This window comes from Gilliamella sp. HK2, from assembly GCF_001690265.1.
Taxonomy (GTDB): domain Bacteria; phylum Pseudomonadota; class Gammaproteobacteria; order Enterobacterales; family Orbaceae; genus Gilliamella; species Gilliamella apicola_C.
On record NZ_LZGV01000114.1, the window covers coordinates 59,904 to 83,548 of the forward strand.

The following is a 23,645-nucleotide window of genomic DNA, read 5'->3' on the forward strand; positions in this document are numbered from 1 at the left end:
ATGTGTGCTTTTTTGAAGCATTAATAAAATTTTTATAAACAGCTTAGCTTTTTGCCTCGCTAATTAATTCGGATTGAGCAAGTACATTATAAATAATCAGCTCCTTATTCAATCCTGTAATAGTCAATAACTGATTTCTTGCTTGTAACCATAAATGATAAAGAGCAGAAAGCTTTTCATTATTTTGAGTCGCAAGTAATCGAACTAACGGGACTTGATCACGATTAACAATAAAGCGCCCCGCTTTTTGCTTTGCTTTAAGCGCATCGCTTAATAAAGCGCAAAACCAAATAATTCGTTCAATAAAATCTTCATTATCAAAGGTCTTTGCTAATTGCCAATAATTATTTTGAGGAATAACCTCTAATAATTGGCTACAAAACACGTTTCTTTGTTGCCACTTTTCTGGTGCTAATAGTGCGATAGCTCTTAGTGGCGCATTTTCGCTCAATAATAACGCCGAAGCAAGCTCATTATCACTGTATTGTTGATCATGTTTGTTTTTTAACCACTCAATAGATTGTTCCAACTTTGGAGTTGATAAAAAATAAGAAAAACAACGGCTATGAATCGTAGGTAATAATTGGCTATTATGCTCATCACTTAAAATAAAATATGTACTGTCTGGCGGTTCTTCTAACGTTTTTAGTAGTGCATTAGCCGCTGCTTCAGTCATTAAAGCGGCATGTTTTATCCAAATAACTTTGTTACCGCCTTGCTGGGATTTTTCGTAAATCTTGCTAGATATATTACGTATTTGATCAATACCTATTGATTGCTTACCTTGTTCATTAGTTATCGCATAATAATCAGGGTGATGATGAGACAAAAACAATTGGCAACTGTGGCATTTAAAGCACGGCTCCAATTGCTGTGAATTTTGGCATAACAAACGGTTGACAAGATTTTCAATAAATTCATTTTCACCGCTACCTTGGACATAACTAATTAATAGCGCATGATGAGCACGCTTATGCATAATACCAGAAGCCAATTGCTGATAAGGTAGCAAAAGCCAAGGATAATCACTTAACATCATTAAATATTAACCTGTTTTGTTAACCAATCTATTAAAATTTGTTCAATTTGCTCAGCTACATTGTCAATTGATTTTGTAGCATCGACCATCCTAATCGTTTCATCTTGTTTGGCTAGTTCTAAATAGCGTTGATGAACTCGCTTAAAAAAAGGTAGCGACTGTTGTTCAATACGATCGAGATCTCCTCGAGATCTTGCTCGCCGCAAACCACTTTCAGGATCAATATCCAAATACAAAGTCAGATCAGGTTTAAAATCACCTAATACTTGTTCCTTTAGTGTCATCATAAAAACTTTATCTAACTGACGCCCTCCACCTTGATAAGCTTGCGTGGATAAATCATGACGATCGCCAATAACCCATTTACCCGCATGCAGTGCTGGTTTAATCACATTGTCAATCAACTGAATACGTGCGGCATATAGCATAAGTAATTCAGCTTTATCAGTTAAAGGCTCATTATCTAAACCATTTTTAATAATATTACGTAAAGCTTCAGCAATCGGCGTACCGCCTGGCTCACGAGTGAATTGTATATCATCAATATGATGTTGATTCAAAATGCGAGCAACGATATTAATCGCCGTCGTTTTACCTGCGCCTTCAAGCCCTTCAATGGCAATAAATTTGCCTGTCATACTAAATTCCTAAATTATTTATAATAAATCTGCATTTATATGCCATTATATTGTACGCCATTTTTGCTAATTATTTTAGACAGCATTATTAATAATTTCTTTTAGTTTTACAGTAAATATTATAATAACAACTATATTGTTAAACTTTCCGTTAATTGTAAACTATTTATAATAAAGAGAATATTAAACTTATAATTAATACAATAACAACCAACCAATAGATATTTAATGTAGCAATAAAAATCATTCAGAAAACCCATTGATTTTATTAAAGTTTTTATTTTAATTAAATTTCTATAAAATAAATGAAACATATAACAAATACAGCTTTACCTCTGTGGGTACAAGCAACACAGCTTCAGAGGCTTTCTGAGTTAATTTCTCAACGGTTTATCCCTGTACCTACAGGGAACACACATTTTATAACGCAAACACCAACGGTTTTTATGATTCTAATATTAGTGAACCGCCGATAGATTCTATAGAAATCACTCAAGAATATCATTCTGAATTACTACAACAACAATATGCCGGTTTAGTTATATAACCTGATGTTTCTGGATATCCCGTGGCTGTAAAACGAGTATTAACAGCAACAGAGGTTACAGCAATAAATAAATCAAAAAAACAGCAATTAATTAATGACGCTAACGCTCACATAATATTGTTACAACGAGCTGTTAAATATAATAAAGCTACAGAGCCTGAAAAACAGTTATTAGAAAATTTAGAATTGTTTACGATTGATGTTGTACGCATTGATACAACAGATATTAACGTTATTTTCCCAGATTTGCCAAAAAGTAGTGCTGATGCACTACTTTAAATTTATAATGTAGATAAATTCATATCTATTTTTGCATTACACGCGTTTAAATATTTTAAAATCGTTTTTATGTTTGTGTTCAACGGAGCCCGTTCAATTCTGTTTATGTTAGACGGTGCAATATCTAAACGTTTTGCTAGCTCAGTTTGAGATAGTTTTGCTGTTTCTCTCGCTGTCAACAATAATTCACGTAATTTCCACTCGTCCTCTGCATCATCATATGCCGCACGCGCTACAGGATCTGCTAGCGCGATATCTTTGATTTCATTAAATGTTGTGCTGTGTTTTTTATTCATTTTCAATCATCTCCTTCAGTCGGATTCTCGCTATTTGCATTGCGCCAACTGGTGTTTTTTGTGTTTTTTTAACAAACGCATGTAAAATAAAAATCGTTTGCTCTTTTTGATAAACATAAATAGTTCTAGCTATATTATTACGCTCTAACGCTCTCAATTCAAACAACCCACCACCCAACGATTTACTATGTGGCATTTGCATTTGTCCAAATTGTTCTAGTTTTTCAATCAATTTAATTGTTCGACCTCTTAATTCTGCGGGTAAATCTAGAATTTCAGATTTAGCATCATCATGCGTTTTTATCGTAAACATTTAATCAATCTGTTTTGTTATTTTTAATAATTATATCAAATTTGATAAAAATATCAATAAAATTTCTATTGGTTTATCCCTGTACCTACAGGGAACACTACGGCAGGCCTAATATTGTGTTCGTAAAGACCGGTTTATCCCTGTACCTACAGGGAACACTCGATTTCTGATTCTGGCACCAAATCTGAGGGCGGTTTATCCCTGTACCTACAGGGAACACTAAGGTTATTAATTAATCAAAATCGATTATTTCGGTTTATCCCTGTACCTACAGGGAACACAATGTTTGGGTCGATGAGAAATGGAGTAAACGCGGTTTATCCCTGTACCTACAGGGAACACCCACATAAGAGTAAAGCCTTTCAGTTTGGAGGCGGTTTATCCCTGTACCTACAGGGAACACTTAGAACAAAAAAACATTATGGACGCAACCCCCGGTTTATCCCTGTACCTACAGGGAACACATCATTTAATGTCACAGTTTCGTCTGTGACAGCGGTTTATCCCTGTACCTACAGGGAACACGTTTTATTGTTATTGCAGATAATAAAACATCGCGGTTTATCCCTGTACCTACAGGGAACACTGGACCACCTCTACCCGTTTCTCCTCGCCGAGCGGTTTATCCCTGTACCTACAGGGAACACTAACAAGTGGGGATTACTAAAACGAGTTTTGCCGGTTTATCCCTGTACCTACAGGGAACACAGATAATGTAATTTTATCTATTAAATTAACGACGGTTTATCCCTGTACCTACAGGGAACACCCATAAGACATCATTTAAAAAAATCAAACATTCGGTTTATCCCTGTACCTACAGGGAACACTCTAGATCTAGTAAAAAATGCATTAATGTCAACGGTTTATCCCTGTACCTACAGGGAACACGTACACGAAATAACTAACGGATGCGCAATCAATCGGTTTATCCCTGTACCTACAGGGAACACTCTAAATATAGATATTTGTTTTATTTAAACTTATATCTGCTATTAAATTCTACCAAATTTTTCTAATTTTTAAAGAACATTAACTTATTGATTTTTAATAGGTAAAAATGATACTAAGCGTAGCCCATCAAGATCTACCGGAACTCTTCTATTGGTACCATAGGTTTGAAAATCAAATCCTGATTCAGTATTAGTTGCCCAGGCAAGGACAACATTACCGTCTTCTGCGAGTTTAACAATTTGTTGCCATATCATTTCTCTTATCGGTCTTGATATATCACCAATATAAACCCCTGCCCTAATTTCAAGTAACCAAATGGCTAAACGGCCTCGTAATCGAGCTGGAACATTTTCAGTTACAACAACACACATACTCATTATTAGCGACTCCTAAAACCGCTATCGGCAAGAGATTGAGGTTCGGGAATAGCGGGGGGTTGAACATTGTCTGGAGGCGGTGGTGGTTCAATGCCACCGGCTGACAAAACTTCTTCAATAAGAGGGATTAATGTTGCTAATGTTTTCTGGCTTCTAAAAATTTCGCGACACGCAATTCTAACTTCGCGATCAGGATCGCTCTTATTCTTTGCGGCGATTTCGAAAGCTTTGGGAACGACAGTATCAAATTTAATAATATCAGCAATATCATAAACAAATGATAGTGGCTTGCCACTATGCACAAAACCAATTGCCGGAGCATAGCCTGCAGCCAAGACAGCGGCTTCCGTAATGCCATATAAGCAAGAGGTGGCTGCACTTATACATTGATTAATGGTATCGCCTTTTTGCCAATCTTTGGGATCATACTTTCGCCCATGCCATTTTACGTTATAACGTTTAGCCAATAAAGAATAGGTTTCTCGCACTCGTGCGCCTTCAATTCCTCGTAATTGTTCAATCGAACGACGACTAGGTGCAAGTTCACCAAATCGCAATTCAAACATCTTTTTAACCACTTTTAAACGTAAATTATCATCTAAAGCCAATTTAGCTTGATAAAGCAGTTTGTCAGATCTTGCTCCACCGGGTTGACCTGATGAATACATTCTTACGCCAGCTTCACCAACCCAAACTAGCAAGGTTCCGACCGTTGCTGCTAACTTGACTGCGGCATGTGAAACGCGAGTTCCAGGCTCAAGCATTATGCATGCTATAGAGCCTACTGGAATATGTGTTCTAATACCTGTTTGATCGATTAATACAAATGCCCCATCTAAAACATCAATTTGTCCATATTGTAAAAAAATCATTGAGGTTCTATTTTTTAAAGGAATAGGATTAAGAGGAACATAAACCATAGCACCCCCCATCCTATTGATAATGTTTTATCAAGAATAAGCCACAACCAAATCCTTTACTTTTACCAATACCTCGATAAATTGTGTTCAAAAACAATTCTGTATCCGTCACCGTTAACACCCCTTGATAATCAACGGTGCTATAAGTAATCGGTTTAAGATCATTTCTTTTACTAAATTGCTGTTGGTTATAACTGGTGACCGTGCAATGTACTTGTTGATCATCTGTTGTTAATAATGAAAATCCTCTGGTTTCACTCTGTTTTATTAACCAGTTGATTGCTGCATCATTTTGTCGGATTTTTATCTCTTTTGAACTTAAACCTTGTTGTTTTGCTAGATATTTAGCATTCATCATTACATCACTACGTTTACCATTTTTAAATACCACAGGATTAGCTCGTAAGGAAAAAATCAATCTCATTCCAACAATTAATTTGGGTTGATATGGTTTAGTTTCTATTGAAAATAGATCATGATTTGAGAGTGGCTCGGTTTCCGATAATAAATAGTATTGATAACCTTTACCTATTTGTTCCTCATGGAATAAAAAGGCGCGTTTATCTTGATTAGGGAAGAGTTGCCATAACCATTGATGAATTGCATAAGGTCCCGAATTTTGCATTTTCTGATGTAAAACATCATGAAGCCGATTCAGTTTTAAAGTAACTCGAGAAAAATACATCTATTCACTCCCTTTTAAATTGCCTGAAAACTGCTGACGGTTAATAAATTGCCATCGATGACGATTTATTGGTTGATCTTGTCGGCACTGAATTTTAATGACATCAAATCGATCTTCTTGATTGTTCTGTTCCCAATAATATTCATCCGCAGTGCCTTGTAATAATTTATTGATAACAGGATCTTGACGATGGCAATCTTGGTAATGTTTATCAGCAAAAATAAAAGCATCGCTCAATGTGCCTTGGCACAAGATAGGCGATAATGGCAGTGATAATGGTGAGTTTTTTCTGCCTGCATATAATGGAAAAACGGGCTTAAGTAATGCTTGTTGTATTTGCTCTAAACGATAGGGCGCATCGTCGGTTTCAGACATGACAATTTGATAATAAACGTCATTATAATATTCACGCTGTGATAATAAGGTTTCTAGCTCAAGAGGGCTTTTTCGTATTTCGTCAAAACGGGTATGCCATACTTGCTTTTTGTTCGCTTTAGGTGCTTGTACCGTTTGAAAATCTCTAAACCAACTATTATTAGCAATAAAAGGACGAATAGCAAAATGATAATGCAAATTAAAGTTATCAATTTGTTTATCGTCACGCCTTATACCAAGTGCGGCAGCCACTATTCCTAATAAAGCCGAACGTGAAGGGATGATATTGCTGTGGCGAACTTCACCAACAGCCGGTTCGCCCCATGAGGTAAAAGGGGCATAAATCTGAAAAATAAGATGGTTTATCATCTTGTCCGCTCTCCTATTTTTGCGCAACAAAATCTAATGCAGCGCTCAATGTTCCTTCTCCTGTTTCACTATTGAGAATATAGCGGCTATCGGCACATTGCCCATAAACTTTATCAAATTTATCACGTTGCTCTTCTAAACGAGTAATCGCGTCATTCACCATATCTTGGCCACGAATTGGGTTAAAATAGGCCACAGCTAAAGAGCGTGGTTGTTGGGAGCCTTTTTCTATTAATAGATAAGAGGTATATGCTCTTGAGGCAAAACTATTTTGCATACCAGTTGGAGCCACTTTTGTTGCCGATTCGGTTAAAGCTTTTAAGGTTTTTTCTACTAATGCCTCATCACCATTTAAATTCTCTAGTAGTAAATCACGGCTGATACAAACATAGGTGTAAAATAGTGCTGAAGCAAATCCTCGCTCACCCAGATGAGCAGAACCAGCATCAACATCGTTATTATTTAAATCATCAACAGCAGTAAAGAAATCATCTTCTATCGTAACCGTACTTACACCTAATGCATGAGAAACTTGGCACGCGGCTTCAATATTAAATGCTGGGCTCTCTGCTAACATTCGTCCAAATAATGCTACATCAACACTGCTATTCTCTTTACGCAGTAATTTCACTTCATCATCGTTAGGCTCACGTTTTTCACTAATCAATAATTCCACTAATTGCTCGATTGCTTGTTGCTCGTTACTGCTAATATGTACCAATTGTTCAATATCTAGATTAGTTAATGGATCTTTAGGTGATTTTTCATTTTTTACTTTACCAAACTGACTTGCTATTTTGATGGTACTGTCTTTGGCTATTTTTTCAGAAATACCACTCTCAATCATTGGCGTATATACCCAATCTCGCGCAAAACGACGTGAACGAACACCAATATGATCGCTTAGTGATTGATAAAAAAAGTCCGAGGTTCGCCAAGCTCGCTTTAAACTTTGTGATGAAATACGTAAACGATCGGTGTTGCCCATTTTGGCTGTTTTTGGTCGCCCTAAATCATCACGGTTTAAATTTGAAGGCGCATAAGCAGTTAATAAGTGTAATTGAATAAATGTAGTCATGATGATTATTCCTTAGAATTATTTTTTGTTGAAGAATAGTCCATTGCCCAACGAACAGAAAGGCGTTCAAACGGATTAGTTTTGGCTGATGAATTATGCTTATACTCTCGCTCATACCACTCTTGCATCCATAAAAAGATGCCGTCGGCAAGTGAAATAAGGTTAACACCTTTTTCGCCACGTATTTTTACCGCACGAATCAAGCGACGACAAAATTCTTCAGGCGTTTGACTTTCGCAAAGCTGTTCAAATCGTAACGGAGATAAAAAGTTATGTTCACCACCTTTTACTTTTTCACTTAATTGTGCGGCAAATGGAGCTTTGTCATTATTAGCTTGAGCAAAAGCAGCAGCATTGACAAAGATCTGTAGTGCTTGATACTGAACATCCGTTTGCGGCAATTTGCTATCGTTATGAATAAGTGCCTTGGCTAAAATCATATAGCCTTCTTGTAAGATTATAAATTCAGATAGTGCATTCCGACGTAATTCAGCACGCAATTTACGTCCATTGTAGCTAATACCATTAAATGTACATTGCCTTAGCTGCAACATAGAAAACCACTCATCGATAATCTTTTTATGGTTATCATTTAAGATCATCAGCTTTTTTTGGATAGTGCCTGACATGTTGTTTTCCCCCACATGCAATCAAGACGATTTGTTATTTTTAATCTTTTTGATATTTCTCAGTTTATTAAAAGCTTTAATTAAGTTTTCTCTTGCGGTGATTTTTTCAGAACTAATCATGAGTTGATCTGGGTCAGCAAAAGCAGCTTTATCATAAACTTGTGTGATATATTTCAATAAGGTATTGGTCCAATCGAATAACAAAGGAAAGCGACCATTTGGGTTGTCTTTCTCTTTAAACAATTGTTTAATATATTGATAAAAAGGTGTTTCAGTTTCCTTCCAATAAGCGATATCAACGGTGCTTGATTGCTTGTTAATACTACTCATCGCTTTACGGAGTATTGGCAAGGTATCTTTGCTGAAATCTAGCGCAAGTGTTATTAGTTCTTTAATATCGCTATCCAAATCATCAAATATTGCATAAACAGGGAAAGTATGTTCATACCAACAACGAGCCTTCATATTGTCAAAATCATAGCCAAAACACCAAAGATGATATTTTTCTGAAGCTTTCAATCCACGCGAATAATGAACAGCAACTAATCGGGCTGACTGAGTTTCGTCATTGCTACTAACCATGCCTAACCAATCACGATAAATTAATCCTCCCGGTTGGCCTTTAATCGCAATCGGTTCCCCCGTTTTACTGTCGGTTCGATAAGGTGATAACGGATGTCGCCAATTTTTATATTGGACGCCGTAATTTTTTGTTTGATACTGACTAATAAGCTCGGACGATTTTTCACCACAAAGGTCACAATCGCCTTGCGTGGTATTTTCAAAATCAAGCTCAATGCGGCGAGGCATCCCCCAATATGCTTGACAGCAATTAGCTTGCTCAGGGAATACACTTAAATTTTTGGGTGGTTCGCTAGTTACTGTTTTGTTTAACCACGGGAAGACAGTTTCATCATAATGTTGAGGTTTTTCGTCATCATCAAGAGGCATCACATTTAGCCATAACTTTTTCCATAATGGCGTCGATGTATCGAGTGCGGGCATCATTAAAGTGGTAATCGGCCCACCACCTCGCAAACTAACGCGATGCCCTTGTCCTCCCGATGGCGCATTAGTTTGCAAAGTAAACAGTGCCATAACAGCGCAATGCGGGCAGATCGCTTTGACAAAATCACGTTTGATAAAATGGTCAGTATTCTTCTTTAATGCGTTTTCACCCGGTGCTTCAACCAATAAGCCCGATATTGGTACTTTATTACCATCTAATGGCGTAAAATCTTGCATAAATGCCGGTTTATGTTCACCAAATTGCATGGCCTGTTTAGCAGGTTTAAATGCTTCATCCAATTGTGATTGAGTAATACCTTCATGCCAATATTCTAACCATTCATCATTATCTTCGGGAGAAAAAGTGGTTTGTAGCAAACCAATAAGAAATTGGTATGCAGCACCTTGGAAGTCAGGTCTAAAATAGGCCAAATCGGAGATGGTTTCGTCAGCAATTTGGCTAGGCTTAATTTTACTTATTTGACCATTAAAATGTCTCACGGGGATCCATTCTTCGTCTAGAAGAGATAAACAGAACAAAACTCACTCCTTTTATTGATAATAAGCAATACATTATACCGCTTATCTTTTTTGTTTTAAATCCAAAATTTAATGAAGTTGTTTTCTACAGTTAAGTAATAATATGTAGTTACTATTAAATTAACACACAAATTCTACAACAACAATAATTTTTACAAAGACAGTTAGCAATAATTCACATTCAAGTATGGCATATTATAAATATAAAACACCTTTAGTTATATGTTACAATTAGCTATCTGAATAATCGTTCCTTATATTAATAGGGATAAACCAACAGTTAGCAATAATTGCGATCCATTCCCCACATTCGTGGGGATTTTTATTTTATCGCTAGTGAGTTAAGCGGGAGTTATTAGTCTAACGAAAATTAACCAAAAAAAATGTGATCTTAGCTTTTTTTTTAAAAAACTTACTTGTTTGAACTTGGTTGGAAATTGACCATGAAAATAATATATCGATTAAACCAACGCACTTTCTGCCTAGGCTATTACATGAAAAACCGATATCATGCATGACTTTAATTTGACTGCTTCAATGGCTTAGTGTTTATAATATTGCATAAAATACTAACCACTCGAAACATCAATTACATAATAATGTTACACACATTGAGAAATGTTATGATTAAAAAAAATAATGATCTAGATAACAGCAACAGTCCATCTGAGCGCCTTGATTCACCTAAAGAACAGTCTTCAATTCTGTCAATCCTTAATAAATTAGTTCCCTTTTCAATGATTTGGGTCAGTTTAGTTTTAATGTTTGGTGTTATTTGTATGTACACCAATGCCATGGGGCAAGACGAATTTTATCGCTTTATCTTCTTTTTACGTAGTCCTTTTGCTATTGTGCTCAATAGCATTGCATTGTTGGTTGCTATTTTTCATTCAATCTGTTGGTTTAATTCCATTCCTAAAACGCTATTTTTATATCGTACTGCTAAAAAATCACAAGCTTATTTAATTATTATAGGGTTGTGGATAGCAACAATTTTTGTGTCAGCCTATTTGCTGTTATTTATCTTAAGATAAGTGGTATTTAATCAATGAAAAATCAAGAAATCCAAGCTAGAAGCACCAATGGAAAAGTTGTAAAAGGGCTATTTGCGCTAGGGGGTACATGGGCGGCTGTTTTTTCTCCCATTGTGCTAATAATTATGATATTTATCATCCCTTTTGGTGATGCAGCAACACGTTCTTATATTCTTAAAATAGCCAATACGGAATTTGGCAAGATCTTTTTATTTTTGATGATTTCACTACCTATCTGGTGTGGATTACAACAAATTTTAACCATTTTGCATAAGTATAATATTCACCCAAAACGCGAAAAACTACTTACTTTTAGTTTAGCATTGGCATGGACAGTTCATGCCATTTATGTCTTATTTATTCGGATATAGCAAGCATTTGAAAATTGCGACAAAATAAAAAGCGTTATTAATCAATTAACGCTTTTTTTATTTTTGGAAACTAATAATAAGTAATTTCGCGAATAATATTAGTTTGTTTGTTATTTTTAAATTTGTTGGCTGTAAGCCAATCGTTTTTTTCATTAAATGTTAAAAATTGAGTGACATAATGTGCTAATTCTTTACCAGCAGATAAATAAGATGTTTCTATAGTTGTTAAACGATGAAGGTTGTTATCATACTGATACAAAAAATCACTCTCGTTTTGCATATTATTACTAAATTGATAGCGCACTTTAGCTAATTGGTGTGTTTGATATTCAAATGTGTAGGTTGAAGCTCCTTTTTGCTCTTTCCCTGTATATTTGCCATTCTCATCAACTTCTTTGAGTTGCCATTGGACATTTTTATTGATAAGGCAATTATTACTATCGTAAACATAGTTATCGGTTTCAAAAAAAATGAAATCAACCGCTTTTTTAGTCTGTTGTGATACAATAATTTTACCTTGTTCATCAGTATTAAATTGGGTAATGCTATTAGTTTTATCTTCGACATCTTCAATAATATTTTCCCAACCCGATTTATTTTTTTGTAGGTGTTCAGAATAGATTCGAACGTTTTTATCTAAATAAAGATCATAATGGCTTTTTATTATTTCTCCGTTAGTATCATATTCTAATGCATGTTTAGCGTTCGTACTGTTAGTTTCAGTAGTTAATTTAGTGGTTAATGTTCTCACCTCGTGTTTAATGCCTTGTATAGGGGAATCAATATAATCAAGGATCTGAAAAATATAGTTATTGGCATTCACTGTATTTTGAGTAGGATTATCACTACAAGTTAGCGCCATGGCGTCTATTGATGTGAGTGATAAACAGAGTGTTAATAAAAAAAATCGCATTTGTTTTTGCATCGTGTTCCTGCTGAATAATTTATTGTATGCTTTTACCTTTTGCCCATTAATAATGCATCATCCCAATTCACTTTTTTACCTTGTTTTTTATTTGATTGGCTGTCATCTTGATGAGTAAATTTTTCTTCTTTGTTTTCATCTATCAACGTGTTACTCGCTCTACGAGGTGGTTTATCTAAAAAAGAAAGTAATTCTTTGGTGTATTCTTCTTCAGGAGAATAGAAAATCTTTTCTCGTGAGCCTTGCTCTATAATTCTACCCTCTTTCATAACAACAACTTGATGACACATTGAGTAAACCAACGCTAAGTCGTGGCTAATAAACAGGTAACTGAGCTGATGTTTTTCTTGCAATGATTTCAGTAAATTAATAATTTGTTTTTGAATTGTATGATCTAAAGATGAAGTTGGCTCATCTAAAATTAACAATTCTGGCTTTAAAATTAAAGCTCTAGCAATAGCTATTCGTTGGCGCTGCCCACCAGAAAACTCTGTTGGATAGCGATAACGCATATCGGGATCTAGACCCACTTCTTGCATAATATCAATAACGGCCTGCTCACGTTGTTTCTTACTTTGTTTTTTGTGCGTCATTAATCCTTCACTAATAATCTGTTCAATATTAAAACGAGGATTAAGTGACGAAAACGGATCTTGGAATACCACTTGGATACGACTTCGGAATGGCAATAATTTTTTGCCAGTTAGATTTTGTATCGGATGGCTATCAAATACAATATTACCTTGTGATTTAATCAACCGCAAAATAGCTAGTGCCGTTGTGCTTTTACCGGAGCCCGATTCACCCACAATACCGACCGTCTCGCCTTGATGTACAGCAAAACCAACATTATTGACAATTTTCTTTTTAGTTTTTTGAAAAAATCCCTTTCTAGCGATTACCTCAACATCCAAATGGTTAACATTAAGCAGTATTCCTGGCGTATTAGGCAATGGCGCAGGATCGCCACTCGGTGCTGAATTTAATAAGGTACGAGTATATTCATGTTCAGGACGTAAAAAAATGCGTTGCCTATTATTATACTCAACGATTTTCCCTTGCTGCATAACAGCAACTTTATCCGCCAGTTTTTTGACAATGCCAAGATTGTGTGAAATAAATAATAGACTCATATTTAATTCATTTTTTAGCTCTTTAAGCAAGCGAATAATTTGTGCTTGTACCGATACATCTAGGGCCGTAGTTGGCTCATCGGCAATTAACAATTTGGGATGAGTTAAAATGGCCATGGCAATCATAACTCGTTGCCGTTCTCCGCCCGACAGTTGATGAGGGTAAGAGGATAATTTACTTTTTGGATCTTTAATGCCCACCCGATCAAGATATTGCAAAATTTCATTACGTGCGACATTTCGGCGCATGCCTCGATGTAATGACAGCACTTCATAAAGCTGTTTTTCAACCGTGTGTAGTGGATTAAGTGACACCATCGGTTCTTGGAAGATCATGCTAATTTGATTACCACGCACATTTTGCAGTGTTTTGTCTGTCGCATGTAATAACGATTTTTCTTCAAACAAAATATCCCCTGTGGGATAAGTCACTTGATCTTTACACAGTAAACGTAAAATAGACAACGCTGTTACACTTTTTCCCGAACCAGATTCACCAACTAAGGCTAATGTTTCTTGTTCATGGATATCAAAACTAACATTGCTTACTACTTGGGATTCAGCTTGAATGTTACGTTTAAAAGCGATACTTAAATCCTGAACGGATAATAAAGGAGAACTCATCGATACACTCCTTTGTTTGGATCAAATGCATCCCTGACTGCCTCACCAATAAAAATAAGCAGCGAAAGCAAAGTTGCAATGATTAAAAATGAACTAATACCAAGCCAAGGTGCTTGCAAATTATTTTTACCTTGTAGCAATAAACGACCAAGAGACGGCGAATCAATAGGCAAACCAAAACCCAAAAAATCTAGCGACGTTAAGGTGGTAATTGATCCACAAAGAATAAATGGTAAAAAGGTTAATGTTGCCACCATCGCATTAGGTAATATGTGACGGAACATAATTTTAATGTCACTAACCCCCATAGCTTTAGCTGCACGAATATAATCAAAATTGCGGGTACGCAAAAATTCAGTACGTACAATTCCCGCTAATCCCATCCAACCAAATAAAACGGTAATACCAAGCAACCACCAAAAATTAAGCGGTAAAATACTAGCTAATAGAATAATCACAAATAATCCAGGTAAACCACACCAAATTTCAATAAATCGCTGACCTATCAGATCAACGATACCACCATAATAACCTTGAATCGCACCAATAATAACACCAATGACAGAAGTAAATACTGTCAAAAAAATGGCAAAAAACATTGAGAGACGAAAACCATACAAGATATTGGCAAACACATCAAAACCCGCATCAGTAGTGCCTAACCAATGTGATGATGAGGGCGGCGTTGGAAAGGTATTTGCCGTATCATAAATTAATGTACTATAACTGTAGCGAAATGGTGCCCATAAAATCCAACCATTAGCTTCTATTTTCTTTTGTACAACAGGATCAAGATAATTGGCTTGTGTTTCTAATTGACCACCAAATTGTGTTTCTGGATAAAAATGAAAAATTGGTGAATAGTAATTATCCTGATATTTAATAAAAATAGGTCTATCGTTAGTAATAAAATCAGCAAATAAACTAACCACAAATAAAATTGAAAATAACCAGAGTGAATAATAACCACGACGATTATGTTTAAACCGTTGCCAACGTTGCTGATTAATAGAATAATTTTTGGTCATTATTTGTGTGCCTCAAAGTCAATGCGTGGATCAATCATCATATAAGATAAATCCGATAAGAGTTGAGTGATGAGCCCTATTAACGTAAAAATATACAAAGAACCAAAAATGACTGGATAGTCACGTTGAATAATAGCTTCATAACCCAATAAACCAAGCCCATTGAGCGAAAAGATAATTTCAATGAGTAACGACCCAGTAAATAAAATACCAACAAAAGCAGCAGGAAAGCCTGATACAATCAGTAACGTTGCATTACGAAAAACATGTTTATATATAATTTTTCGTTCACTTAAACCTTTAGCTCGTGCAGTAATGACATATTGTTTACGAATTTCATCTAAAAATGAGTTTTTAGTCAGCATGGTGAGCGAAGCAAAACCACCAATGACCATTGCAATGGTGGGCAAGCAAATATGCCATGCGTAGTCTTTCACTTTGCCCCAAAAATCAAGTTGTTCAAAATGATTTGAAATAAGCCCTCGTAGAGGGAAAATATCCCAATAACTACCGCCCGCAAACACCACAATTAGCAATACAGCTAATAAGAAAGGAGGTATAGCATAACCAATAATAATTAGTGTGCTTGTCCAAAAGTCAAATATAGAACCCTCTTTCACCGCTTTACGAATGCCTAAAGGGATTGAAATTAGGTAAACAATTAGTGTGCTCCACAGCCCCAACGAAATCGAAACAGGTAAGCTTTTAACAATTAACCCTAATACCGATTCACTTTTAAAAAAACTATTGCCAAAATCGAATGAAATATACTTTTTGATCGTGTCAACATAACGTTCAAATATTGGTTTATCAAAACCATACTGTTTTTCAATCATTGCGACAACTTGTGGATCGAGCCCGCGTGATCCTCGATAGCTAGATTCATTCTTATACTGTTCAATTGATGTCGATGAACTAATGCTTCCAGGTAATAATCCTTGTCCTGCTTGCGATCCATTTTCAATCATAGCAAGCGCCTGATCGACAGGCCCACCAGGGGCTACTTGCACAATAAAAAAATTGATAGTTAAAATCACAAATAATGTTGGGATAATCAATAGAAGTCGACGAATAAGATAATTGAGCATATTAATGTTTCCGATTTTTAGGCAGGCTAGCTGCTTTGTTAGCATCATACCACCAGCTATCAACGCCTATTGCATAAGTCGGTTGTATGGCTGGTTGCCCAAATTTGTTCCAGTATGCATAATACGTTTTACTGTTATACCACATTGGAATCATGGGGTACTCTTGCGTTAGAATTCGGTCAAGAGCTCGCCCTAGAGGGATTAGTGCTTCTTGATTATCTACATTTTTGGTAATTTCAGCAATAATGCCATCAATCGCCTTGTTATGCAAACCCGATGCGTTCCACGATGAATTAAGATACTCGCTCCCCCAAAGTATCTGCAAATTAGAGTTTGGGTAATTGACGGCATAATAATCACGAGCAACCATATCATAATCACGCTCACGAACACGGCGTAATTGTTGTGCTGAATCTAATAAGGTAATTTTCATGGTGATCCCTAAGCGCGCTAAATTTTGTTGGAAGGGAATTGCATACTTAATATCACTACCAAGATAACTAATCAGTTCAAATTCAAAAGGTTGCTGTGTTTTAGTGTTAATCAGTTTACCTTTTTTAATTACCCATCCAGCTTGTTTTAGTAATTCAGCAGCTATTAATAAATTATCACGATTAAAACCCAATCCATCACTTTTAGGTACATAATAAGCATTACCAAAAGCACGCTTTGGAATAATATCTTTATAAGCATTTAACCATTTTAGCTCTTGTTCGCTAGGCTTGCCGATTGCTGCATAGATTGTGTTTTCAAAAAAACTATAAGGCCTTTTGTAACTGTCATAATAAAATGCATGATTTAACCATTCAAAATCAAATGCCAGTGTGATTGCTTCACGCACTTTAACATCGTGAAACAGATCTTTTTGCAAATTAAACGCTAACCACTTAGTATCAGTTGCCGTTTGAACGGGTTTTTCTTGTTTAACAATGTGGTTAGCATCAAAATATTTTCCTTGATATTGAGTAAACCAGTTTTTAGGTTGATCTTCAGCTCGTAAATCATATTCACCTGCTTTAAAGGCCTCTAACGAGATATTATCATCCATATAATAGTCAATTCGTTTTTCGTCAAAATTATCTAACCCTTTATTAATCGGCAAATTACGTGCCCAATAATTGGGATTACGTCGATAAACAACATATTGCCCTAATTTATATTCGCTAATATAGTAAGGACCACTACCAATTGGTGGGGTGTTTAAAGGTTCAGCAAGATCATGATTCTGCCAAAAATGTTTTGGCATAACTCGCATGCTACCGACAAATGAAAATAATTTTTCACGATCAGAATTAGGGATATCAACACGCAAACGATAATTATCTATCACTTTAACGGTAATGCCTTTATTATAAACACGATATTGAGGCACACCTTCGGTCATAAATTTGTGAAAAGTAAACGCAACATCCTGTGCAGTAATTGGCTGATCATCTTGAAAACGAGCATTTGGGTTAATTGAAACTTCAGCCCAGCGATAACTATCAGAATAAGTTATTGAAGTAGCAATAAGTGGATAAAAACTGGTAATATCATCGGCAGTATTGGTAAAAAGTGTGTCATATAACGATCCCGAACTCCGCTCAGGAGCTCCTCGGCTAGCAAAACGATTAAAATTATCAAAAGAGCCAACTTCAGCTAGCTTAATCGCACCACCTTTGGGTGCATTTGGATTGACATAATCAAGATGTTGAAAATTAGCTGAATATTTAGGTTGACCTGAAAGTGAAAAAATCGTTTTATGATAAATTTTTTCAGTTATTTGGCTAGGACCAACAATATCAATTGGTTTATCCCCAGATAATTGAACTGGGACATTAACATCCTTGTTTAACTCAGTTTGAGGCTCTCGTTGTTCTTCATCGGCAAAAGCAGGCGCAGAACAAATAACTAGACTAGTTAGGCAACTCAAGATGAATAATGTTTTTATAGGTTGTTTAATTCGAATAATCATCCCAATTCCATTAGTAATTTATTTAACAATAGCGTATTTATGCTACTTTTTTTATTTTTAACATATCTAAACCATTTAAGGTGATAACACTCCCCCTCAACTCAGGCTGTCTATTTTGCCAAACTTCAACTAAATGAGCAAAACCTAATTAATAAAGTTGATATAAAATGATAATGTTAGGTAAAAAGATACCTTTATTTTTACATAAAACAAGTTATATTAAATCAATTATTAAAGAATAAACATCATAAAAAAAGACAAACGTTATTAAACATATCTATTGCCAAACGTAATGAAGGGATAAAATCAATGACTGAATCGTTTTATCAATATTGGGGAAAATGTCGACAAAGGGACAATAGCGATGATAGCGATGATTATCACCTACTGGCTTATCACAATTTAGATGTCGCTGCTTGTGGATACCATATTGTTAAAAAGAATTATTTTTATTCTGCTGAATTATTTGAGCAACTTGGCTTCTCATCAGATGAGATGGAAAACGCAGCCCTTTGGTTTGCCTATTTTTTAGCTTGGCATGATATTGGTAAATTTGCTAATGGGTTCCAGCAATTATTCAAGCATAATAATCCCAAGCTCGTCGCCGCCGATCCAGCAAAAAGTTACACTACCCGACATGATTCGCTTGGTCACTGGTTATGGCAGAACTATTTAATTGAAAAATCAGAAATACAGCTAGAATCATACAATTATAATATTGAACAGGTATATAATATCTGGTTATTAATCATGACAGGCCATCATGGTAAACCACCAATATTAAAGCCCGATGGCAACTTATCATTTAACGCACAAGATAAACAAGCTTCATTAGATTATATTAAAGCAATTAATCAACTGTTTATTGTAGATAATAATTTAGCCAGTTACCACACCCGCTTTTTTGACAAAACATTCCGTAAAAATCTTAACAAACTAAGTTGGCTATTAGCGGCAATAACCGTTATTAGTGATTGGTTAGGTTCCAACCAACAATTTTTTCATTTTTCTTCAAATGTGATGGAATTGTCAGAATATTGGTTAAACTACGCTCTAGTTAGGGCTGAAAAAGCCGTAGCGGCTTTACCTCAACAATCCCCTATTATGCCTTTCAATGGTATTGAAAATTTATTTCCATTTATTGAAAAACCAACCCCCTTACAACAGCAAGCATTATCTTGCCAACTATCAGATAATGGCCCAGAGTTATTTATTATGGAAGATGTTACTGGAGCGGGTAAAACAGAAGCTTCAATGATTTTGGCACATCGATTAATGACAGCAGGGAAAGCACAAGGGATTTATATTGGCTTACCAACTCAAGCTACCGCAAATGCAATATATCAACGCACAGCACAGGTATATGGGCAATTATATCGATCTAACAGCCATCCATCGCTTGTTCTAGCTCATGGTGCAAGTTATATGAATCCCAATTTTACCCAAACAGTCATTAATTTGGATAATCTTAGTCAACCCAAATACCTCACAAATGAAAATTCCGCGAGTAGCGAGTGTAATGAGTGGTTTGTTGACACACGAAAAAAATCATTGCTTGCTGAAGTTGGAGTTGGAACGCTAGATCAAGCTTTAATGGCAGTTATGCCGTTTAAACATCAATCGTTGCGGCTATTAGGACTACGACATAAGTTACTGATTTTAGATGAAGTTCATGCTTATGATAGTTATATGGCGAAATTATTAGAATCACTGTTACAGTATCATGCTTCACAAGGCGGGAGTGCGATTATCCTTACCGCAACTTTACCCTTTTTTCTACGTGAAAAATTACTTAATGCTTTTTATAAAGGATTAAATTCAAATCAATCGCCTTTAACGCTAAATTCAGATTTACCTTTTCCTTTATTGACAAAACTCAATCAACAAGGCTTAGTCGAACAAGCAATAGAGACAAGAGATGAAGTAAAGCGGCAAGTTGATATTGACTGGATTGATAATATTGATTCTGGTATAGAAAAAATTAAGATTGCCATCCTGCAAGAGAAAATTATTTGCTGGATAAAAAACAGTGTGGCTGACGCAATTAGTTTATATCAACAACTACAACAAAATTTGAATCTTGATAGTAAGCAAATTTTGCTATTTCATAGTCGCTTTGCATATTGTGATCGCTTGGATATCGAACAAAAAACGTTAGCATGGGCAGGAAAAACCTCAAATCATGCAATTCGCTCAGGAAAGATCATCATTGCAACTCAAGTCATTGAGCAATCATTAGATCTCGATTTTGACGAAATGATTAGTGATATTGCCCCAATTGATTTATTGATACAACGTGCAGGTCGTTTACAACGACATGTACGAGATAAACAAGGAAATATCAAACTATCCACAAACCAAAATCAACCTTGCGATGATCGAGATAAACCAATATTAACGATATTTGCGCCAACTTGGAATGACAATCCAACCGAAGAATGGCTAGATTACCCAGAATTTGGCAATACTAAGTATGTTTACGCTAATCATGCTTATTTATGGTTCACGCAACGAATCTTACGTCAAAAAGGCGCCATAAAAATGCCCGAAGATGCCAGATTACTCATTGAATCAGTTTATCATAGCGATCTTGAGCCACCAAAAGGTTTACAAGCGGTTTTTTATAAAGAATTAGGACAACAACTTGGGCAAAGTTCACAAGCTAAAAGTATGATATTGAATTTTAAAAATTGTTATAGCCGAGCGCAATTCAATGCTGAATGGGATAATGAAATTGAAGTATCTACCCGTTTATCAAGAGATAATATTGATCTTTATTTAGCTTATCAGCAAGATGATAAAATCGTTCCTTACTGTAGTAGTAGTGAATATGCTTGGGAACAAAGCCATCTTACAATTAGTGTATCAAAATGGAATAGAATAAAAAGTGCAATTCCACAACTAGAACAGCACCATCTAGAAAAATTAAGGCAAAAGATACATAGGCCTAATGCAATAATTGTTTTAATTGAAAAGGAAAAAGTATCTTGTTTTTACACTAAAGAATTAGGCTTTTATCTCAATTAATTCAGGCATTATTTATTGTAAGTTATTTTATGATCATGATTATTTATTATCGCATACAACACATGGGTATATTGTATCCATTCCTAAGCGTATACCTAAAATGAAAAATGCCCCCTACATTAAATAATTTTACCGAGCCAAATTGTAACGATAAAAAATTGGTTTTAGAATTTTGCCCGTGCAAAAGTTTACTCAGGCGATCGGTGCCCGTTCATTGTGGTTTAGATTTTTATACCTCACCCCATAAAAATAAAATTTTATAAAAAAGTGTACACGGTGTTCACCACAATATAAATAATTGATTAATTTAGATCTAGCTACATATGTTTAGCTAAATATTCCATTATTTCTTTATTATTAAAAAAGAATAAATTAAAAAAGAGTAAAATCTTTTTGCTAAGGCTTTTCTTTTTATATATATTTCCTTTTCACTGAACTGTTTTTTAGCACAAGACCAATTGAGACCAACATACATATCAAAGTAATCATCATAGATAAAAAGCCAATAGTGTTTTATTTGATGAAAATATCTATTTCCAAATTCTATATATTTAAATACCAAACTATTAAGAAGATTGCCAATATCTTCTAAGCTATTACATGTCATAATTTTTTGGCTAAAAAGTCTCATGAAAGCTAAACAGCTATATTAATGCTTAGTGGCTTTCAAGAGTCTTTGTATATTGGTGGTATATTGCTTGGGCTGTTTTTGTCTAAAAGCTGTTTTAAGCAACCCTTTAATAAAATTCAATCAGAAAAACTCATTAAAAGTGTTTCTGTGTCTGCCATGATGATTTTTATTTGCGACATTCTTTATTTTACTTTCATGTACAAAATGCCGATAAGATATTATATTAACGCTGATGTATTGATACATGCAGGTCGTAGCCTACTCCTATTAGTATTGCTTATTATGCTAATTTGTTTGATTATTAATAAAGTGACTAAGCATTATTTTTTAAAACAAAAATAATAGAGATCAAATAAAATCAATGGTTTTTCTGGCTGATTTTAAAAAATGATTTGTTTTGAGGGTGGCGGTAATTTTGAGCCTTGAGGATATAATAAGTGATTGATGATAACGCTTGCGCTGGGGGGGGTATGCTGAATCACCCAGCCCGTGAAATGGTTGCCGAATGCGGTCTGCACTGTCCATCTCGTTCACTCGGTTTTACGCATCGGTACCGATTTATTCCTGACAAAATTATTCCCGATAAAATAGCCTTAGCCAAACATTCTTGTTTGACGTGCTAACCTTGCTTTGTCGATGGCACATTATGACGTCGAATAAGGTACGACATTAACCACCGTTGTAGATAAAAAGTGGATGATTTTTATAAAAAAAGCAAAATAAAAACTTCAATAAAATCAATGTGTTTTCTGAATGTTTTTAGCGTAAAATGAAGATTATTGGGATTGTGTAGTTTCGAATGTGCTAACATTTGTTATATTTTTCGGGGTAATAGCCAGTAATTTTTTGAGTAGCACATGGATATAACCACTGCTCTCAGCAATACCTATGCCTAATGTCGCCACAATTGTAATTCCAAGCGGTGGAAAGCTGATAAAATTAGGTACTATCTTGGTAAAAAAAGTAACAAAAGTAACAAAATACATCTAGTTTCAGGATCGGTCTCATGGATGTATTATGCAGACCGCTTAATGGAATTTCCTGCTGGCGTGCTTGGCGTAGCATTAGGTACGATTTTATTACTCGTTAGCGAAAAGTTTTTCTAAAGGTGATCATAAGCAATATTCTGAGGTATTAGATTGGGGGATTGCGACTTTGTTTTTTACTGGCTCTGCCAAGTACCGTGGCATTAGGCGTTATTTCTCGTCCCCTTATATCAACATTATTTGAGTATGGGCAATTTACCCTAAATGATACCTTAATGACACAACGAGCCTTAGTGGCTTATTCAATAGGTTTGCTTGGCTTAATTTTGATTAAAGTGTTAGCGTCAGCTTTTTATTCACGTCAAGATATTAAAACGCCAGTCAAAATTGCAATCGTTACGCTAATGTTAACACAATTAATGAATCTAGCCTTTATTGGCCCATTGCAACATGCAGGCCTTTCACTATCCATTGGTTTAGCCGCTTGCTTTAATGCTGGATTATTGTATTGGCAACTGCGTAAAAAACAACTTTATCAACCCCAACCTGGTTGGTATCTCTTTTTAATTAAAGTCATTATTGCCGTAATATTAATGTCCAGAGTGTTATGGTTTGGCTCACAGCTATTACCTGATTGGTCAACGGGTTCAATGTGGGTTCGTATAGGGCGATTATTTTTATTGGTAATTGTTGGCATCGTTGTCTATTTTGCGTCATTAATTGCTATGGGATTTAAGATTAAACACTTTATTAAACGAATTGATTAACAACAACCAATAATTAAAATTTTGTTAAAA

21 protein-coding genes, 2 pseudogenes and 1 CRISPR repeat array are annotated in these 23,645 nt (G+C 35.3%); of the genes and pseudogenes, 6 read left to right on the forward strand and 17 right to left on the reverse strand.

What is annotated here, in order from left to right; translation table 11 throughout:
• Positions 1-43: 43 nt before the first annotated feature.
• Both holB and tmk read right to left on the reverse strand, forming a co-directional pair.
• Complete coding sequence (gene holB / locus A9G45_RS13215) at positions 44-1,039, reverse strand: DNA polymerase III subunit delta' (RefSeq protein WP_081297931.1); 996 nt, start codon at positions 1,037-1,039, stop codon at positions 44-46.
• Entirely contained in the window at positions 1,039-1,677 is a 639-nt protein-coding gene (gene tmk / locus A9G45_RS13220; RefSeq protein ID WP_065566885.1) for a dTMP kinase, read from the reverse strand. The genes holB and tmk overlap by 1 nt, the downstream gene beginning before the upstream one ends.
• Before the next feature lie 568 nt (positions 1,678-2,245).
• On the opposite strand from tmk, the gene A9G45_RS13225 reads away from it, so the two are divergent.
• Positions 2,246-2,503, forward strand: a complete 258-nt coding sequence (locus A9G45_RS13225; protein ID WP_065566886.1) for a tail fiber assembly protein — start codon at positions 2,246-2,248, stop codon at positions 2,501-2,503.
• A 2-nt stretch (positions 2,504-2,505) separates the two neighbouring features.
• Here the strand turns inward: A9G45_RS13225 and A9G45_RS13230 are convergent, their stop codons facing one another.
• The 9 genes from A9G45_RS13230 to casA form a co-directional block, all read right to left on the reverse strand.
• Entirely contained in the window at positions 2,506-2,799 is a 294-nt protein-coding gene (locus A9G45_RS13230) for a helix-turn-helix domain-containing protein (protein WP_081297932.1), read from the reverse strand.
• On the reverse strand, positions 2,792-3,112 hold the full coding sequence (locus A9G45_RS13235; protein ID WP_065566887.1) for a type II toxin-antitoxin system RelE/ParE family toxin: 321 nt from the start codon (positions 3,110-3,112) through the stop codon (positions 2,792-2,794). The genes A9G45_RS13230 and A9G45_RS13235 overlap by 8 nt, the downstream gene beginning before the upstream one ends.
• 69 nt (positions 3,113-3,181) lie before the next feature.
• Positions 3,182-4,065: a CRISPR direct-repeat array (repeat unit 29 nt; unit sequence CGGTTTATCCCTGTACCTACAGGGAACAC).
• Between the two features lie 84 nt (positions 4,066-4,149).
• Positions 4,150-4,443, reverse strand: a complete 294-nt coding sequence (cas2e, locus tag A9G45_RS13240) for a type I-E CRISPR-associated endoribonuclease Cas2e (protein ID WP_065566888.1) — start codon at positions 4,441-4,443, stop codon at positions 4,150-4,152.
• A gap of 2 nt (positions 4,444-4,445) precedes the next feature.
• On the reverse strand, positions 4,446-5,363 hold the full coding sequence (cas1e, locus tag A9G45_RS13245; RefSeq protein ID WP_065566910.1) for a type I-E CRISPR-associated endonuclease Cas1e: 918 nt from the start codon (positions 5,361-5,363) through the stop codon (positions 4,446-4,448).
• 13 nt (positions 5,364-5,376) lie between these two features.
• Positions 5,377-6,048: a type I-E CRISPR-associated protein Cas6/Cse3/CasE gene (gene cas6e / locus A9G45_RS13250; protein ID WP_065566889.1), complete on the reverse strand. Its 672-nt coding sequence runs from the start codon at positions 6,046-6,048 to the stop codon at positions 5,377-5,379.
• The gene (cas5e, locus tag A9G45_RS13255; RefSeq protein WP_065566890.1) at positions 6,049-6,792 is read right to left on the reverse strand and encodes a type I-E CRISPR-associated protein Cas5/CasD; all 744 of its coding nucleotides are present in this window, start codon (positions 6,790-6,792) and stop codon (positions 6,049-6,051) included. It abuts the gene before it with no gap.
• Between the two features lie 13 nt (positions 6,793-6,805).
• Positions 6,806-7,870, reverse strand: a complete 1,065-nt coding sequence (cas7e, locus tag A9G45_RS13260) for a type I-E CRISPR-associated protein Cas7/Cse4/CasC (RefSeq protein WP_065566891.1) — start codon at positions 7,868-7,870, stop codon at positions 6,806-6,808.
• Positions 7,871-7,875: 5 nt separating this feature from the next.
• Entirely contained in the window at positions 7,876-8,499 is a 624-nt protein-coding gene (gene casB, locus A9G45_RS13265; protein ID WP_065566892.1) for a type I-E CRISPR-associated protein Cse2/CasB, read from the reverse strand.
• 21 nt (positions 8,500-8,520) lie between these two features.
• Positions 8,521-10,047, reverse strand: a complete 1,527-nt coding sequence (gene casA / locus A9G45_RS13270; protein ID WP_065566893.1) for a type I-E CRISPR-associated protein Cse1/CasA — start codon at positions 10,045-10,047, stop codon at positions 8,521-8,523.
• 623 nt (positions 10,048-10,670) lie between these two features.
• On the opposite strand from casA, the gene A9G45_RS13275 reads away from it, so the two are divergent.
• Together A9G45_RS13275 and frdD are read left to right on the forward strand one after the other, a co-directional pair.
• A complete protein-coding gene (locus A9G45_RS13275; protein WP_065566894.1) occupies positions 10,671-11,081 on the forward strand; it encodes a hypothetical protein in 411 nt (136 codons plus the stop codon).
• Positions 11,082-11,095: 14 nt separating this feature from the next.
• On the forward strand, positions 11,096-11,452 hold the full coding sequence (gene frdD / locus A9G45_RS13280) for a fumarate reductase subunit FrdD (RefSeq protein ID WP_065566895.1): 357 nt from the start codon (positions 11,096-11,098) through the stop codon (positions 11,450-11,452).
• Positions 11,453-11,522: 70 nt separating this feature from the next.
• Here frdD and A9G45_RS13285 read toward each other — a convergent pair whose 3' ends face one another.
• The 5 genes from A9G45_RS13285 to A9G45_RS13305 are packed head-to-tail and all read right to left on the reverse strand — an operon-like array spanning position 11,523 to position 18,204.
• Positions 11,523-12,377, reverse strand: coding sequence for a hypothetical protein (locus A9G45_RS13285; RefSeq protein WP_065566896.1), 855 nt, complete (start codon positions 12,375-12,377; stop codon positions 11,523-11,525).
• Positions 12,378-12,409: 32 nt separating this feature from the next.
• Positions 12,410-14,134 (reverse strand): microcin C ABC transporter ATP-binding protein YejF, encoded by a 1,725-nt coding sequence (yejF, locus tag A9G45_RS13290; RefSeq protein WP_065566897.1) that lies wholly within the window; start codon positions 14,132-14,134, stop codon positions 12,410-12,412.
• Complete coding sequence (locus A9G45_RS13295) at positions 14,131-15,162, reverse strand: ABC transporter permease (RefSeq protein WP_065566898.1); 1,032 nt, start codon at positions 15,160-15,162, stop codon at positions 14,131-14,133. Before A9G45_RS13295 ends, yejF begins: the two co-directional genes overlap by 4 nt.
• Complete coding sequence (locus tag A9G45_RS13300) at positions 15,162-16,250, reverse strand: microcin C ABC transporter permease YejB (RefSeq protein ID WP_065566899.1); 1,089 nt, start codon at positions 16,248-16,250, stop codon at positions 15,162-15,164. Before A9G45_RS13300 ends, A9G45_RS13295 begins: the two co-directional genes overlap by 1 nt.
• Before the next feature lies 1 nt (position 16,251).
• Positions 16,252-18,204, reverse strand: coding sequence for an extracellular solute-binding protein (locus A9G45_RS13305; RefSeq protein WP_081297934.1), 1,953 nt, complete (start codon positions 18,202-18,204; stop codon positions 16,252-16,254).
• A 309-nt stretch (positions 18,205-18,513) separates the two neighbouring features.
• Between A9G45_RS13305 and A9G45_RS13310 the strand changes: the two genes are divergently transcribed.
• Both A9G45_RS13310 and A9G45_RS14220 read left to right on the forward strand, forming a co-directional pair.
• Complete coding sequence (locus A9G45_RS13310; protein WP_065566900.1) at positions 18,514-21,231, forward strand: CRISPR-associated helicase/endonuclease Cas3; 2,718 nt, start codon at positions 18,514-18,516, stop codon at positions 21,229-21,231.
• 1,068 nt (positions 21,232-22,299) lie between these two features.
• Entirely contained in the window at positions 22,300-22,485 is a 186-nt protein-coding gene (locus tag A9G45_RS14220; RefSeq protein WP_141673704.1) for a hypothetical protein, read from the forward strand.
• 192 nt (positions 22,486-22,677) lie between these two features.
• Here the strand turns inward: A9G45_RS14220 and A9G45_RS15090 are convergent.
• Positions 22,678-22,839, reverse strand: a pseudogene (locus A9G45_RS15090) (AbgT family transporter); the annotation flags it as partial.
• 9 nt (positions 22,840-22,848) lie between these two features.
• On the opposite strand from A9G45_RS15090, the pseudogene murJ reads away from it, so the two are divergent.
• Positions 22,849-23,615, forward strand: a pseudogene (gene murJ, locus A9G45_RS13325) (murein biosynthesis integral membrane protein MurJ); the annotation flags it as partial.
• Between the last annotated feature and the right edge of the window lie 30 nt (positions 23,616-23,645).